A 14,284-nucleotide genomic window follows, 5' to 3' on the forward strand; every position below is an offset into this window, starting at 1 on the left:
TGTATCGTTTCAGAAGCCGTGTAAGCCAGCTCACTACTCACGTTGTAGAAAGAGAAAAGGGCGACACACATCGAGCAAGGAGGCTCCCGTGATCAACAGAAGGCATTTCCTCACAACCGTGGCCATCGGTACCGCATCTGCCGCTGCACTTTCGGCGTGCGGGTCCGGATCCAGCTCTTCCGGCCAGACCGGAAGCGCCGAGAAGCCTGTCACCATCAACTACACGTGGTGGGGCAACGACGACCGGGCCGAGCGGACGCGCAAGGCCATTGCCCTCTTTGAATCGAAGAACCCCGACATCAAGGTCAACGGCAACTTCACCGACTTCGCGGGTTACTGGCAAAAGCGGGCCACCGAGGCCGCAGGCGGCGGACTTCCCGACGTCATGCAGTGGGACCTTTCCTACCTGCGCGACTACGGCCAGCGCAACCAGCTCCTGGACCTGGGCACGGTCAAGATCAACACTGACGCCTTTGAGAAGTCCCTCTTGCCCTCCGGCCAGATCAAGGGCAAGACCTACGGCATCCCCACCAGCACCAACGCCTTCGCCGTCTACTACGATCCCGCCAAGCTCGCCTCCCTGGGCATCGCCGAGCCGGACGGCAGCTGGACCTATAAGGAATTCAACGACTTCCTGTCCCAGGTGGGTGCTAAGAGCAACGGCGCCCTTTACGGCGGTACCGATTACACCGGTGTGTGGTGGATGTTCAACATCTGGCTGCGCCAGAACAAAATCGAGGCGTTTACCTCCGACGGCAAGCTCGGCTTCACCAAGGATGACCTCAAGAAGTGGTGGGACCTCCCCGCCGAGCTGCGCGGGACGGGTGCCATTATCCCTGAGGACCGCGTAACGCAGCTGGCACCGAAGTCGCCGTTCGGCTCCAACGCCACGGCCACTGAAGTGACCTGGGACAACTTCATGGCCGGATACCTTGGAGACAGCGGCGCGAAGGAACTCAAGCTGGTTCCAGTCCCGTCCGACGACCCGGACAACCTGGGGCTGTTCCTTAAGCCCTCCATGCTGATGGTTGCCAGCGCCAAGACCAAGTTCAAGGATGCGGCCGCCCGCTTTATCGATTTCATGGTCAACGACCCCGAGGTGGGCCAGATCTTCAAGACCTCCCGCGGCGTTCCCGCCTCAAAGACCCAGCGCGACGGCACCACTTTCGAAGGAACCGACAAGCTGGTGGTCGACTACGAGAAGTCCATCGAGAAGTACCTCAAGGATGCACCCGAGCCGCCCATCGTTGGCTTCGGCACGCTTGAAGCCTCCTTCAAGCGCATCGCATCCGACCTGAACTACGGCAAGCTCACCATCGACGGTGCCGCGGATGCGTGGTTCAAGGAAGCCGAAGACCTCATCAAGCAGAACGCCTGATCCGGCGCCATGCCCTCCCACCCAGGTTCCACGACTGACGGAATGAACTCGTGACTCAAAGCCCAACCCTGAGCAGGCCTCCGGCGTCGTCCGCCGCCCCGCTGCCGCGCAAGACACGGCAGCGGGGCGCGGACGCCCGCGCCGGCTACACCTTCCTGCTGCCCTGGCTGCTGGGATTCATTGCCCTCACTGTGGGGCCGATGATCTCCTCGCTGTACCTGTCCTTCACCAACTACAACCTGTTTGAGCCGCCCAAGTGGATCGGCCTGGACAACTACACCACCCTGTTCCAGGACGAGCGCTTCCTGCAGTCCGTGGGCGTGACAGTGGGATACGTGGTCTTTGGTACCCCCTTGAAGCTCGCGGCGGCGCTGGCGGTAGCGATGCTGCTGAACAGCAAGCGCCGAGGCCAAGGCTTTTACCGGTCCGCCTTCTACGCTCCGTCCTTGATCGGCGCATCAGTCTCCATCGCCATTGTCTGGAAAGCCATGTTCGGGGACTCCGGTCCAGTGGACCAGGGCCTGTCCTTCTTCGGGATCAACCTGGGCGGCTGGGTGGGCAACCCCTCAATGACCATGCCGATGTTCATCCTCCTCACGGTGTGGCAGTTCGGAGCCCCGATGGTGATCTTCCTGGCCGGGCTCAAGCAGATCCCCGGTGAACTGTATGAGGCTGCGTCGATGGACGGCGCCGGACCCGTGCGGAAGTTTTTCAACATCACCTGGCCCATGCTGTCGCCGGTGATCTTCTTCAACCTGCTGATGGAAACCATCCACGCATTCCAGATCTTCGCGTCGGCGTACATCATTTCCAACGGTGAAGGCGGCCCCGCCGGCTCCACCCTCTTCTACACCCTCTACCTCTACCTGCGGGGCTTCAGCGACTTCCGGATGGGCTACGCCTCGGCCATGGCATGGCTGTTGGTGATCGTGGTGGGCATCATCACCCTGATCTTCTTCCGCACGTCCAAGTCCTGGGTCCACTACAGCGGTGATTCGAAATGACAACCATGGCAACGCCCACGCAGTCCACACCGGAGGCCGCCGCGCCGGCCTACAACCCCAAGTCAGAGTCGGTTGGAGCCAAACGCGCCAAGAGCGTCATCTTCCACCTCGTTGCCCTCGTCCTTACCGCCATCGTGCTCTACCCCGGCCTGTGGATGATTGCCTCGTCCTTCAAGCCCAACTCGGAGATCGGCGGCCAGAACACGTCGCTGTGGTCAAACAACTTCAATTTCGACAACTTCGTCACGGCGATGGACGGCATCGGCGGGGTGTCCACCCTGCAGTTCTTCACCAACTCGCTCATCCTGGCCCTCGGCGCCGTCGTCGGGACCATCCTGTCCGCCAGTGTCTCGGCGTACGCGTTCGCCCGGATCAACTTTCCGGGCCGCAGCGTGTTCTTCGGCATGATGATCGCCACGCTGCTGCTGCCCTTCCACGTGGTGATCATTCCGCAGTACATCATCTTCCAGCAGCTGGGCCTGGTGGATACCTATGTACCGCTGCTGATCGGCAAGTTCCTGGCCGGGGACGCGTTCTTCGTCTTCCTGATGGTCCAGTTCATGCGCGGCCTGCCCGCAGAGCTGGATGAGGCAGCCAGGATCGACGGCGCCGGGCACGCGCGGATCTTCGGGTCCATCATGCTGCCGCTGATGAAACCGGCCCTAATCTCCACCTCGATCTTCTCCTTCATCTGGAGCTGGAACGACTTCCTGGGGCCGCTGCTGTACCTGAACACCCCTGACAAATACCCGCTGCCGCTGGCCCTGCGGCTCTTCGTGGACCAGACCCAGTCCTCCGACTACGGCGCCATGATCGCCATGTCGGTGCTGGCCCTGCTCCCCGTGCTGATCTTCTTCCTGATCTTCCAGCGGTACATCGTCGAAGGCGTCTCCACCCAGGGACTGAAGGGTTAGGAAAAGGAAAATGAGCGTTATGGACAGCACCACATCCGCAGCAGGCCACCAGCCCATCCCGGTGAACCGGTTCGCCCTGTTCTCCGAAACCGTCCTGGCGGGGGTGCTGGTGCTGGTGCTGTCCATCCCGCTGGTCACCATCCCGGCCGCCTACGCGGCCGGGATCGCGCACCTGGAGCGGCACCTGAATGGCCGGGACGATTCCGTCCGCGGCCTGTGGGGCCTGTTCAGGGCTGCCCTGCCCGGCAGCTGGAAGCTTGGAATGACGACGGCGGCAGCCGCCGTCGTGATTGTCCTGAACCTTTTGCTCGCGTGGGTGGGGCAGCTGCCGGGCAGTGGCGTGGTCCTTCCGGCCACGCTGGTCCTCGCCGCCGGCGCGGCCATCCTGCTGCTGCGCACCGCCTCCGCCTGGTCCGGCGTCCGGGCTTCCGCTGCCACCGGCACGGCCGCCTGGCGCCAGGCCCTCCTAACCGGCAAGGACATCTCCCTGCGTGACTGGACCGGCTCGCTGCTGCTGGCTGCCGCCCTGTTCTGCGCCGTGGTGTTCGTCTGGATGTTGGCCGCACTCTTCGTAGTGGTTCCCGGCACCCTGATCCTGGCCGCGGCCGCCGTCAAACTGCGGTCCAGCAACTCCCGGCGCTGACGGTGCCTTCCCGCCGCGCCCGCTCGGCGCCGCCGGCCCGCCCCCGCATCAGCGAGCCACGCTGGTACCACCCCCTGAAACAACACAATTACCGGATCTTCCTTGCCATGCAGCTGGCCGGCAGCCTGGGCGTGTGGATGCAGCGCCTGGCGCAGGACTGGCTGGTGCTGCAGCTGACGGGAAGCCCCGCCGCGGTGGGCGCCGCCGTCGCCCTCCAATTCCTGCCCATGCTCGTGGTGGGCCCGCTCGCCGGACTGGTGGTGGACATCTTCCCCAAGCGCAGGATCATGATGGTGTGCCAGTCAGTCATTGTGCTGCTGGGCCTGGGGCTGGCGGCCTGGGCTGCCAGCGGCACCATCACCGTCTGGGTTGTGTACGCCAGCTGCATGGCGCTGGGCATCACCGCGGCTGTGGACCAGCCCACCCGCCAGGTCTTCGTCAACGAAGTGGTGGGCGACGCCGCCCTGCGTCCCGCCATCGGACTGAACAACGCCCTCGCCCAGCTGGGCGCCATGGCCGGACCGGCGCTGGGCGGCGTACTGATCGCACAGGCGGGACCGGCCGCCGCCTTCGCCTCAAACGCACTGATCGGTGTGATGGTGCTGGGTCTGATCGCCGGCATCCGGCTGCACGAACTGCATCCGGGCACACCCGCCGAGCGCGGCCGCGGGCAGGTGCTTGCCGGCTTCCGCTACGTCCGCGAACGCCCGTGCCTGCTGCTCCTCATCCTGCTGGCCGGCCTGCTGGGCGCCTTTGGCATGAACGGGCCGGTGGTCCTTGCGGCCTTCGCCCAGGAAGTGTGGCACAACGGCGCAACCGGTTTTGGCTTGTTCAATACCGTCAGCGCCGGCGGTGCCCTGGCCGGCGCCCTCCTGGCGGCCCGGATCGGGAACATGGGCCGCAGGGGCATTGTGGCCGCAGCCGGCCTCTTTGGCCTGTCCCAGCTGGTTGCCGCACTGATGCCCACCATGGTGCTCTTCGTGGCGATGCTGGTGGTGGTGGGCATGATGACGCTGTTGTTCCTGACCAGCGCCGCCACAGCCGTCCAGCTCGAAGCCGGGCCTGCCATCCGCGGCCGGGTGATGGCGTTGTACCTTCCGCTCCTGCTTGGCGGCCACGCTTGCGGCGGCCTGCTGGCGGGCTGGCTGACCGAAGAGTTCGGCGTCCGGACGGGGCTGGTGGTCACCGGCGGCCTTGGCATGCTCTCCGCGGCCGTGGTGGGCCTGCTCCTGTGGCGGCACGCACGGCACCGGGCGGTCGCTGCCCGGGACTGAAGGTCCAGGTTCGGGCTGGTTCTGCCGCCGGGTCTTGAAGCGCTATCAGGACGCCGGGATGTCGAAGACCACCGGCGCAGCGGCAGCCCAGGGCAGCCCCAGCCCGCTGAACGTGGCGTGCTCCCGGCCCGCCTGCTCCAAGGCTTCCTCGATGCCCACCACCACGGCGTGTGCCGCGTCTCCTTCGCCTTCCCAGCGGAGGTAAGCGGGATCGATCGGGGCGGGAAGCGGCGCGGTCCGGATGGCTTCCAGCACCAGCATGAAGGCTCCGCTGTCCTCCAGGCTGCTGGTCAGCGGAACGCCGTGAGCCCGGTGGGCCACGAGGTTCTCCGTCAGGTCGTCCCGGCCGTAGGTTTCCTCCGTACGCCCGGCCGCCGTCTCCACGGTGAGCCGGTCCTCGGTGTAGTGGAACACCGCGGTGCCTGCCGAGCCCTGGAGGGTGACGTACGGCTCAACGGACTCGGACGCGCAGATGGTCAGGGCGCAGGTAATGGGCAGGCCCGCTGCGGTGCGGATCCGGATCACGGAGGTGTCATCCGATTCGATGTCATTGGCCCGGTACAGCTCCGTCTCCACGGAAGCCACATCCCCGGTGGTGCGCGCACCGGCGATCCGAAGGGCAGTCGCGACGGCGTGCGCCAACGGGTTGGTGGCCACGCCGTCCACCACATCGACGCCGTTCATGCTCCGTTTCCCTGCCCAGCGGGAGCGCTGGTAGTAGGCCTTGTCGCGGACCCACCGGCCGGTGGCGGAGATGCCCTCCAGTGTTCCGATGGTCCCGGCGGCGAGCAGTTCCCCGATGGCTTCAAGCGCCTGCGAGCCGAGGCTCTGGAATCCGATCTGGACCCCGCGGCCCGACTCCGCGGCCGCCGAGCACAACCGGTTGAAGTCTGCCAGCGAGGCGACGGGAGGCTTCTCAAGGTACAGCTCCGCGTCAGTGGCCAGGGCAGCCAAGGCCAGCGGGGCGTGCGTCTGGATGGGCGTGGCCACGATGATCAGGTCCAGGTCCCGGGTGGCAGTAAGGAGCTCCTCGAGCCCTGGGTAAACAGCGGCCGACGGCGGGACGGCGCCCGGTGCCGGCGGCTGCGGGTCCGCCACGCCAACCAGTTCAACACTTCCTGCCGCCTGCAGCCGTTCGAGGTTCCGCAGATGGTGGGTGCCAAAGCCGTGCACTCCCACCAGCGCAATTCTTGGTGCCGGTGCGGTTGCTGGGGCTGTGGCCGAGGTGCTGCCGGCGGCTTCCGTTGCCGTTTCCATGGTTCTCCTTCTGCCATTTGGCGCCAGCGTGGCGGGCACCGGGATCTTACGCGAGCACATAGTCAGGCAAGCGCTTTCCACCTTCATTCTGCGCGATCAAGGCCGTTCCCGTCTAGCTGTGTAACGATTCAATTCTGGCCCGCATCCGCTCTGGGAAGCTCCAAGCCGCAGCGGTCTTAGCGGCAACGCAAAGATGGGCAGCCCCTGGGGGACTGCCCATCTTTGCGTTGCAGTAAGTGCTCTAGTGAACTACCGCGTACTAGAGTCCCAGGAGTTGGTTGAGCAGGTTCGCCAGGCCGTTCAGGCCCGTGCCGCCGTCCAGGAGCCCGGTCACCGCGCAGAGCAGGTTGCCCACAAGGTTGCCCGCGCCGGTCTGGGAGGTGATGTCCAGGACAACCTGGTTCAGGTCGACATTGAGGCCCAGAAGGTCAAGATGCAGCGGTCCGAGGACCAGGTTGAGGACGTCGCAGGAGCCGCCCGAGGCTGCGGCTGCCGCGGTGGAGGGTGCCGCAGCGGCGGTGGTGGTTACCGTCTGGCTCACGGGGGTGGCCACACCGGCCAGGTTGGTGAATGTACCCTGCACCAGGCCCGTGACGGTCAACTGGCCGTTTTCGGCGCTGAAGCCGGACGGCGTAAACGAGCCGACGAAGGTGCCCACGCCGTCGATGGTCTGGTTGATTGTTCCAGAGACGTTGGCTACCTGTGATGACTGGGAAGTGGCGGAAGGAGCCGCGGGTGCCGCGGCGGTCGCCGGGCCTGCCATGCCGAAGAGCATGGCGCCGGAGAGGGCGATGGCGGTTACTGAAGCTGAGACCTTTGTGCGCATTTTCGGTAAATCCTTTCAGCACCGGGTTGCGGTGCAATGAATCCCCGAGGCTCCGCCCCCATGGAGAACCCCGGCGGAACTGTTTATTTCAAATGCAGTTCATTTCTGATGCAGCCCTGGCGGGCCGCGACGCGTGGCGTTGGACCGTGATCCCGGCCACGGGCACGTCGACCAACGTATTAGTAAGTATGCTGATGAGTCAAGCTGGCCGCGGGACTGGCTGGGGGCGTAAGCGCCTGGACGGTGCGAGGTGAGGCAAGATGGGGAAGGTCAGGAACTGCCCACTGGAGGGAGGCGTGGTATGGAGCCTGTATTGGTCGACGGCGGCAAGGGCACCGTGGAATTACGCACTGACGGCGTCATCCACCTCATCTGGGAGCCGAAGGTGCGCATCGAAATGGAGGACGCGCAGGCCGCGATGGCTGCCGTGAACCGGATCGCGGGGGACGGCACCTACCCGATGCTGGTGGACATGGCCACCACTGAGAACGTCAGCATGCCGGCCCGCTCGGTGTTCTCGGTCCCGTGCGCGGCAAGCCGGATAGCGCTGCTTGGGACAAGTCCGGTAGACCGGATCCTCGCGAATTTCTTCCTGGGTGTCCATGTCCCGCCCTGCCCAACGCGGTTCTTCACCTCCCGGACCGAGTCCATGAAGTGGCTGCAGGAGACGGGCAAGTAATGCGCGCCGGCTGATCAGCCGGCGTCGGACGCAGCCGTGCTCTGCCGGACAACCAGTTCCGGCGTGAAGACCACGGACCGGTGGGCGGGGTTCTGGGACTCCACCTCTTCGGAGAGCAATTCGATGGCTGTCCGGCCCAGCAGTTGGGTGGGCTGGCGGACGGAAGACAGGGGAACCACCGCGGAGACTGCAAAGTCGATGTCGTCATAGCCGATCAGCGCCACGTCCTCGGGGATGCGGAACGTGTGGGTCATGGTCAGCGACTGCATGACCCCCAGGGCCAGGAGGTCGTTGGCACAGAAAATCCCCTCGGGCAGGTCGGCCCGGCCGCGCCGCACCAGCATGTCACCCACGCTCCGGCCCGCCAGGACGGTTTGGCCCTCCGTGTCCAGCACCTCGAGCGTGGCCGCTGGCTCCTCCTTTACGGCCCGCTGGGCCCCCTGGAGGCGGTCCGCCACCTGCCGGATGGACGCGGGGCCGCCAACGAAAGCCAGCCGACGGCGGCCAGTGTCCAGCAGGTGCCGGGCTGCGAGGTAGCCGCCGGCGTCATCGTCAACGGCAACTGAGCTGAACTTTGATTCGTCAGCCAGCCGATCCACCAGCACTGTGGGCACGCCGCGCTCACGGAGGAGGTCCAGCCTGTCCGTCACATCGCCCACCGGCGAGATCAGCAGGCCCTGCACGCGCTGCTCCTGGAAGAGGTCGATGTAGTTCGCCTCCCGGCTGGCGTTGTGGCCGCTGTCGCCCAGCAGGACGGCGCTTCCCTGCAGTGCTGCCGCGTCCTCTGCCGCCCGGACCACTGAGGTGAAGAACGGGTTGCCGACGTCAAGGACGATGAGCCCGATGGTGCGGCTGTGGCCCACCCGGAGTTGGCGGGCGGCATCGTTGCGCACAAAGCCCAGATGGTCGATGGCGCGCAGGACCCGTTCCTTGGTCCGATCCGACACCCGGTCAGGGTAGTTAAGGACATTGGAAACCGTCCCCACGGCCACGCCCGCGTGGTTGGCCACGTCCTTGATACTGGCTGTGCGGTTCATCGATTCTCCGTGCCGACATGCCCGCCGCGGGAGCTTCCGCGCCGGAAATCAAAAGTTTCTGCCATTGCTTGACACCTGCTCAAATCCAAGAGTACTTTGAATCGTACCAATGAAACGATTCAAAACTTTTTGAAGTTGGAAGGGACATCCAGATGAGGGTGTGTTTCCGTTCTTCCGTCCAGCCAGCGCTGCTCGACGAATATCGACGCCGGCACGCCGCGGTGTGGCCGGAAATGCTGCACGCACTCAAGGAGGCCGGCTGGCATAACTACTCCCTCTTCCTGGCAGAAGACGGGCTCCTGGTGGGGTACGTGGAGTGCGACGACTTTGACGCCGTCCGTGCCCGCATGGCCCTGACGGATGTTAATGCCCGTTGGCAGGCCGAGATGGCCCGCCTCTTTGAAGATTCCGGCCAGGCACCCGACGAAGGGTTCCAGGTGCTGGAGGAAGTCTTCAATCTCGACAGCCAGTTGCTCCAGCAGCGGGGCATCAACCAATCGCATCAGACAGACGCTCAACACCGGAAAGAACCATCATGAACGACGTAGCAACGGCGCTGGGCAGGCTCGGGGAGCTTGCCATTGAGGTCCCTTCGTGGGCCTATGGAAATTCAGGCACGCGCTTCAAGGTGTTCGGCACGCCGGGCACGCCGCGGACCGTGCAGGAGAAGCTGGCGGACGCCGCCAAGGTCCATGAGCTGACCGGCCTGGCCCCGACAGTGGCGCTGCATATCCCGTGGGACAAGGTGGATGATTACGCCGCTTTGAAGGAGTACGCGGCGGGACTCGGTGTGGGGCTGGGCACCATTAACTCCAATACCTTCCAGGACGATGAGTACAAGTTCGGCTCATTGACCTCTTCCAACGAGGCTGTCCGCCGGCGGGCTATCGACCACCACCTGGACTGCATCGGGATCATGCACGCTACGGGCTCGCAGGACCTGAAGATCTGGCTGGCGGACGGCACCAACTACCCGGGCCAGGATGACATCCGTGGCCGCCAGGACAGGCTCGCGGAAAGCCTGCAGGAGATTTACGCAGCCTTGGGCGACGAGCAGCGCCTGGTGCTGGAGTACAAGTTCTTCGAGCCGGCTTTCTACCACACCGACGTGCCGGACTGGGGCACCTCCTACGCCCAGACCCTGGCCCTGGGGGAGAAGGCGTTCGTCTGCCTGGACACCGGGCACCATGCCCCGGGCACCAATATCGAGTTCATCGTGATGCAGCTGCTGCGCCTGGGCAAGCTGGGGTCCTTCGACTTCAACTCCCGCTTCTATGCCGACGACGACCTGATCGTGGGTGCCGCGGATCCGTTCCAGCTCTTCCGCATCATGCACGAGGTGATCCGGGGCGGTGGCTACGGCAAGGACTCCGGTGTGGCGCTCATGCTGGACCAGTGCCACAACCTGGAAGAGAAGATCCCGGGCCAGATCCGCTCCGTGCTCAACGTCCAGGAAATGACCCTGCGTGCCCTGTTGGTGGACACCGAAGCGCTGAACGAGGCACAGTGTGCGGGCGATGTCCTGGCCGCCAACGGCATCTTCAATGATGCCTTCTACACCGACGTCCGGCCCATGCTGGCCGAGTGGCGTGAATCCCGCGGCCTGCCCGCGGACCCGATGGCAGCCTACAAGGCCAGCGGCTACCAGAAACAGATCAACGAGGACCGCGCAGGCGGCCAGCAAGCCGGATGGGGCGCATAACCAGCCATGAGCAATAAGACTGTTGAAGACCTGATTTCGCGTTCGAACCGCCTGGGCGCGGATAAGCGGAACACCAATTTCGCCGGCGGCAATACCTCGGCCAAGGGCACCGAGAAGGACCCGGTCACGGGCCAGGACGTGGAACTGCTGTGGGTCAAGGGTTCCGGCGGGGACCTGGGCACCCTGAAGGAGCAGAACCTTGCGGTGCTGCGCCTGGACCGGCTGACCGCGCTTAAAAACGTCTACCCCGGCGTCGAGCGGGAGGACGAGATGGTGGCCGCCTTCGATTACTGCCTGCACGGCAAGGGCGGCGCAGCCCCATCGATCGATACGGCCATGCACGGCCTGGTGGACGCCGCACACGTGGACCACCTGCACCCGGACTCCGGCATCGCCATCGCCACCGCCGCTGACGGCGAGGCGCTGACCGAAAAGATTTTCGGCAACAAGGTGGTCTGGGTGCCCTGGCGCCGTCCCGGGTTCCAGCTGGGCCTGGACATCGCCGCGATCAAGGACGCCAACCCGCAAGCGGTCGGCACCATCCTGGGCGGCCACGGCATCACCGCCTGGGGCGCCACCAGCGAAGAAGCCGAAACCAACTCGCTGTGGATCATCGACCAGGCCGAAAAGTACATCAAGGACAACGGCAAGGCCGAGCCCTTCGGGCCCAAGCTGCCCGGCTACGCTGCCCTGCCCGAGGCCGAGCGGCACGCCAAAGCCGCAGCCCTGGCACCGGTGATCCGCGGCCTGGCCTCCACGGACAAGCCGGTCCTGGGGCACTTCAGCGATGACGCCGTCGTCCTGGACTTCCTCGAAGCCGCCGAACACCCGCGGCTGGGCGCGCTCGGCACCTCCTGCCCGGACCACTTCCTGCGCACCAAGGTCAAGCCACTGATCCTGGACCTGCCCGCGGACGCCTCCATCGAGGACTCCATCGCCCGGCTGCACGAGCTGCACGCCGACTACCGCGAGGACTACCAGGCCTACTACGACCGGCACGCGGACGTTGGCTCCCCGGCGCTGCGCGGCGCGGACCCGGCGATCGTTCTGGTCCCCGGCGTGGGCATGTTCTCCTTCGGGGCGAACAAGCAGACCGCCCGGGTGGCCGGGGAGTTCTACCTCAACGCGATCAACGTCATGCGCGGCGCGGAGGCGATCTCCACCTACGCCCCGATCGAGGAATCCGAGAAGTTCCGGATCGAATACTGGGCCCTGGAGGAAGCCAAGCTGGCCCGGATGCCCAAGCCCAAGTCCCACGCCACCCGCATCGCGCTGGTGACCGGTGCCGCGTCCGGCATCGGCAAAGCCATCGCCACCCGCCTCGCCGCGGAAGGCGCCTGCGTCGTCATTGCCGACCTGAACGTGGAGAACGCGCAGAAGGTCGCCGAAGAACTCGGCGGCTCCGACGTCGCCATCGGTGTCCAGGCGGACGTCACCGACGAGGCACAGGTCTCGGCCGCGATCGACGCCGCGGTCCTTGCATTCGGGGGTGTGGACCTGGTGGTCAACAACGCCGGCCTGTCCATCTCCAAGCCGCTGCTGGAAACCACCGAGAAGGACTGGGACCTGCAGCACAACGTCATGGCCAAGGGCTCGTTTCTCGTGGCCAAGGCCGCCGCCAAGGTGATGATCGCCCAGGGCATGGGCGGGGACATCATCTACATCTCCTCCAAAAACTCTGTGTTCGCCGGCCCCAACAACATCGCCTACTCCGCCACCAAGGCAGACCAGGCCCACCAGGTCCGGCTGCTCGCGGCCGAACTGGGCGAGTACGGCATCCGCGTCAACGGCATCAACCCCGACGGCGTGGTCCGCGGCTCCGGCATCTTCGCCGGCGGCTGGGGCGCCAAGCGCGCCGCGGTCTACGGCGTGGACGAGGAAAAACTGGGCGAGTACTACGCCCAGCGCACCCTGCTCAAACGCGAAGTCCTGCCCGAGCACGTGGCCAACGCCGCCGCCGTCCTCACCGGCAACGAACTGTCCCACACCACCGGCCTGCACATCCCCGTGGACGCCGGCGTCGCAGCAGCCTTCCTGCGATGAGTAGCGTGTCAGGCGGGGCCGACGCGCATCCTGCCTCTGGCGTGTTTGCCGCCGTCGACATCGGCGCCTCCTCGGGCCGGGTGATGCTGGGACGGGTCTCCCCTGAAGGGGTTTCGCTGGCGACTGTCCACCGCTTCCCCAATGGTGTGGTGGAGCTCGACGGCGGCCTCCGCTGGGACTTCGACGCGTTGTTCGCGGAGGTGCTCAAGGGCTTGGCCGCCGCAGCGAAAGCCGCCGCCGTGCAGGGCGAAACGATTGCCAGCATTGGCATCGACACGTGGGCCGTGGACTACGGGCTGGTGGACGTCGCGGGAAATTTGGTTGCCCAGCCGTTCAGCTACCGGGACGACCGCAGCCGGGCCGCCGTCGCACCTGTCCACGCCAAAGTGGACCCCGCACGCCTGTACCAGACCACCGGACTGCAGTTCCTGCAGTTCAACACCATCTACCAGCTGGCCACCGAGAAGGACCTGGACGGGTTGCAGGCGCTGCTCATCCCGGACCTGATCGCCTTCCTGCTCACCGGAGTGCGCCGGACCGAGGCCACCAACGCCTCCACTACGGGGCTGTTTGACGCCGTGGCGGGGGAGTGGGCCGCCGAATTCTTCACGGCACTGGGGCTGCGGAAGGACCTGTTCCCGCCGCTGATCCAGCCCGGCGAAGCCTACGGGCAGCTCCTGCCGGGGATCGCTGCGGCCCTTGGACTGCCTCAGGACACCCAGGTGGTGGCGGTCGGCTCGCACGACACTGCCTCCGCCGTCGCAGCTGTTCCTGCCGCGGAAGACGCCTTCGCCTACATCTCGTCCGGCACGTGGTCACTGGTGGGGCTGGAACTGAAGCATCCGGTCCTGGCCGAGGCCAGCCGGGAAGCCAACTTCACCAATGAACGCGGTGTGGACGGCACCATCCGCTATCTGCGCAATGTGGGTGGATTGTGGCTGCTGAGCGAGTGCCAGCGGACCTGGGCCGGCGAAGGCTTCCAGCCGGACCTTGGCGCGCTCCTCGCAGCCGCCGCTGCCCTTCCCGCAGGCGGCCCGCAAATCAACGCCGATGACCCGTACTTCATCGCCCCGGACAACATGCCCGACCGCATCCGGGCGGCGGTGCGGCGGACCGGGGAGGTCCTGCCCAATGATCCCGCGGCCATCGCCCGCTGCATCATGGACAGTCTCGCAGCCGGCTACGCGAGGACCATCACTGCTGCGGAACGCCTCGCCGGCCGCAAAGTGGACGTAGTGCACGTGGTGGGCGGCGGCTCGCAGAACAGCCTGCTGTGCCAGCTCACTGCCAATGCCACCGGACGGCCCGTCGTCGCGGGTCCGGTGGAAGCCACTGCCTTGGGCAACGTGCTGGTCCAGGCCCGTGCCGCCGGGGCCGCCGCCGGAGGACTGGCGGAATTGCGTGGAATCGTCGCGGCCGGAACAAGCCTTTGCCGCTACGAACCACTTATCAGCGTGCGTCAGGAATCCATGCAGTAGAAATAGAGGAACTCCACGGCGAGGCTGCCGGCCAACCGAAAACAGGACA

Annotated in this window: 13 protein-coding genes; 10 read left to right on the forward strand and 3 right to left on the reverse strand. The window is 65.7% G+C overall.

What is annotated here, in order from left to right:
- Nucleotides 1–88: 88 nt before the first annotated feature.
- The 5 genes from ACTHQS_RS11020 to ACTHQS_RS11040 are packed head-to-tail and all read left to right on the forward strand — an operon-like array spanning nt 89 to nt 5,213.
- Nucleotides 89–1,378 carry an ABC transporter substrate-binding protein gene (locus tag ACTHQS_RS11020; RefSeq protein WP_440168625.1) on the forward strand — a complete coding sequence of 430 codons (1,290 nt, stop codon included), beginning with the start codon at nt 89–91 and terminating at the stop codon, nt 1,376–1,378.
- A gap of 50 nt (nt 1,379–1,428) precedes the next feature.
- Nucleotides 1,429–2,382, forward strand: coding sequence for a carbohydrate ABC transporter permease (locus ACTHQS_RS11025; protein ID WP_440168627.1), 954 nt, complete (start codon nt 1,429–1,431; stop codon nt 2,380–2,382).
- Nucleotides 2,379–3,296 (forward strand): carbohydrate ABC transporter permease, encoded by a 918-nt coding sequence (locus ACTHQS_RS11030; RefSeq protein WP_440168629.1) that lies wholly within the window; start codon nt 2,379–2,381, stop codon nt 3,294–3,296. The genes ACTHQS_RS11025 and ACTHQS_RS11030 overlap by 4 nt, the downstream gene beginning before the upstream one ends.
- 10 nt (nt 3,297–3,306) lie before the next feature.
- A complete protein-coding gene (locus ACTHQS_RS11035) occupies nt 3,307–3,939 on the forward strand; it encodes a Poxvirus protein I5 (RefSeq protein WP_440168631.1) in 633 nt (210 codons plus the stop codon).
- Nucleotides 3,940–3,941: 2 nt separating this feature from the next.
- Complete coding sequence (locus tag ACTHQS_RS11040; protein ID WP_440168633.1) at nt 3,942–5,213, forward strand: MFS transporter; 1,272 nt, start codon at nt 3,942–3,944, stop codon at nt 5,211–5,213.
- A gap of 45 nt (nt 5,214–5,258) precedes the next feature.
- On the opposite strand, the gene ACTHQS_RS11045 is transcribed toward ACTHQS_RS11040, so the two are convergent.
- Both ACTHQS_RS11045 and ACTHQS_RS11050 read right to left on the reverse strand, forming a co-directional pair.
- Entirely contained in the window at nt 5,259–6,470 is a 1,212-nt protein-coding gene (locus tag ACTHQS_RS11045) for a Gfo/Idh/MocA family protein (RefSeq protein WP_440168635.1), read from the reverse strand.
- A gap of 259 nt (nt 6,471–6,729) precedes the next feature.
- A complete protein-coding gene (locus ACTHQS_RS11050) occupies nt 6,730–7,296 on the reverse strand; it encodes an ABC transporter substrate-binding protein (RefSeq protein ID WP_440168637.1) in 567 nt (188 codons plus the stop codon).
- A 301-nt stretch (nt 7,297–7,597) separates the two neighbouring features.
- On the opposite strand from ACTHQS_RS11050, the gene ACTHQS_RS11055 reads away from it, so the two are divergent.
- Nucleotides 7,598–7,975 carry a DUF7793 family protein gene (locus ACTHQS_RS11055; protein WP_440168639.1) on the forward strand — a complete coding sequence of 126 codons (378 nt, stop codon included), beginning with the start codon at nt 7,598–7,600 and terminating at the stop codon, nt 7,973–7,975.
- 14 nt (nt 7,976–7,989) lie between these two features.
- On the opposite strand, the gene ACTHQS_RS11060 is transcribed toward ACTHQS_RS11055, so the two are convergent.
- Nucleotides 7,990–9,012, reverse strand: a complete 1,023-nt coding sequence (locus tag ACTHQS_RS11060; RefSeq protein ID WP_440168641.1) for a LacI family DNA-binding transcriptional regulator — start codon at nt 9,010–9,012, stop codon at nt 7,990–7,992.
- 152 nt (nt 9,013–9,164) lie between these two features.
- On the opposite strand from ACTHQS_RS11060, the gene ACTHQS_RS11065 reads away from it, so the two are divergent.
- From ACTHQS_RS11065 to ACTHQS_RS11080, 4 genes are read left to right on the forward strand one after another with little or no spacing between them, the layout of a single operon-like run.
- Nucleotides 9,165–9,551 carry an L-rhamnose mutarotase gene (locus ACTHQS_RS11065; RefSeq protein WP_440168643.1) on the forward strand — a complete coding sequence of 129 codons (387 nt, stop codon included), beginning with the start codon at nt 9,165–9,167 and terminating at the stop codon, nt 9,549–9,551.
- Nucleotides 9,548–10,714: an L-rhamnose isomerase gene (rhaI, locus tag ACTHQS_RS11070; RefSeq protein WP_440168645.1), complete on the forward strand. Its 1,167-nt coding sequence runs from the start codon at nt 9,548–9,550 to the stop codon at nt 10,712–10,714. The genes ACTHQS_RS11065 and rhaI overlap by 4 nt, the downstream gene beginning before the upstream one ends.
- 6 nt (nt 10,715–10,720) lie before the next feature.
- A complete protein-coding gene (locus tag ACTHQS_RS11075) occupies nt 10,721–12,757 on the forward strand; it encodes a bifunctional aldolase/short-chain dehydrogenase (protein ID WP_440168647.1) in 2,037 nt (678 codons plus the stop codon).
- Nucleotides 12,754–14,235, forward strand: a complete 1,482-nt coding sequence (locus tag ACTHQS_RS11080) for a rhamnulokinase (protein WP_440168649.1) — start codon at nt 12,754–12,756, stop codon at nt 14,233–14,235. The genes ACTHQS_RS11075 and ACTHQS_RS11080 overlap by 4 nt, the downstream gene beginning before the upstream one ends.
- Nucleotides 14,236–14,284: the final 49 nt, after the last annotated feature.

Origin of the sequence: Arthrobacter sp. SAFR-044, assembly GCF_051965175.1 — a bacterium.
Taxonomy (GTDB): domain Bacteria; phylum Actinomycetota; class Actinomycetes; order Actinomycetales; family Micrococcaceae; genus Arthrobacter.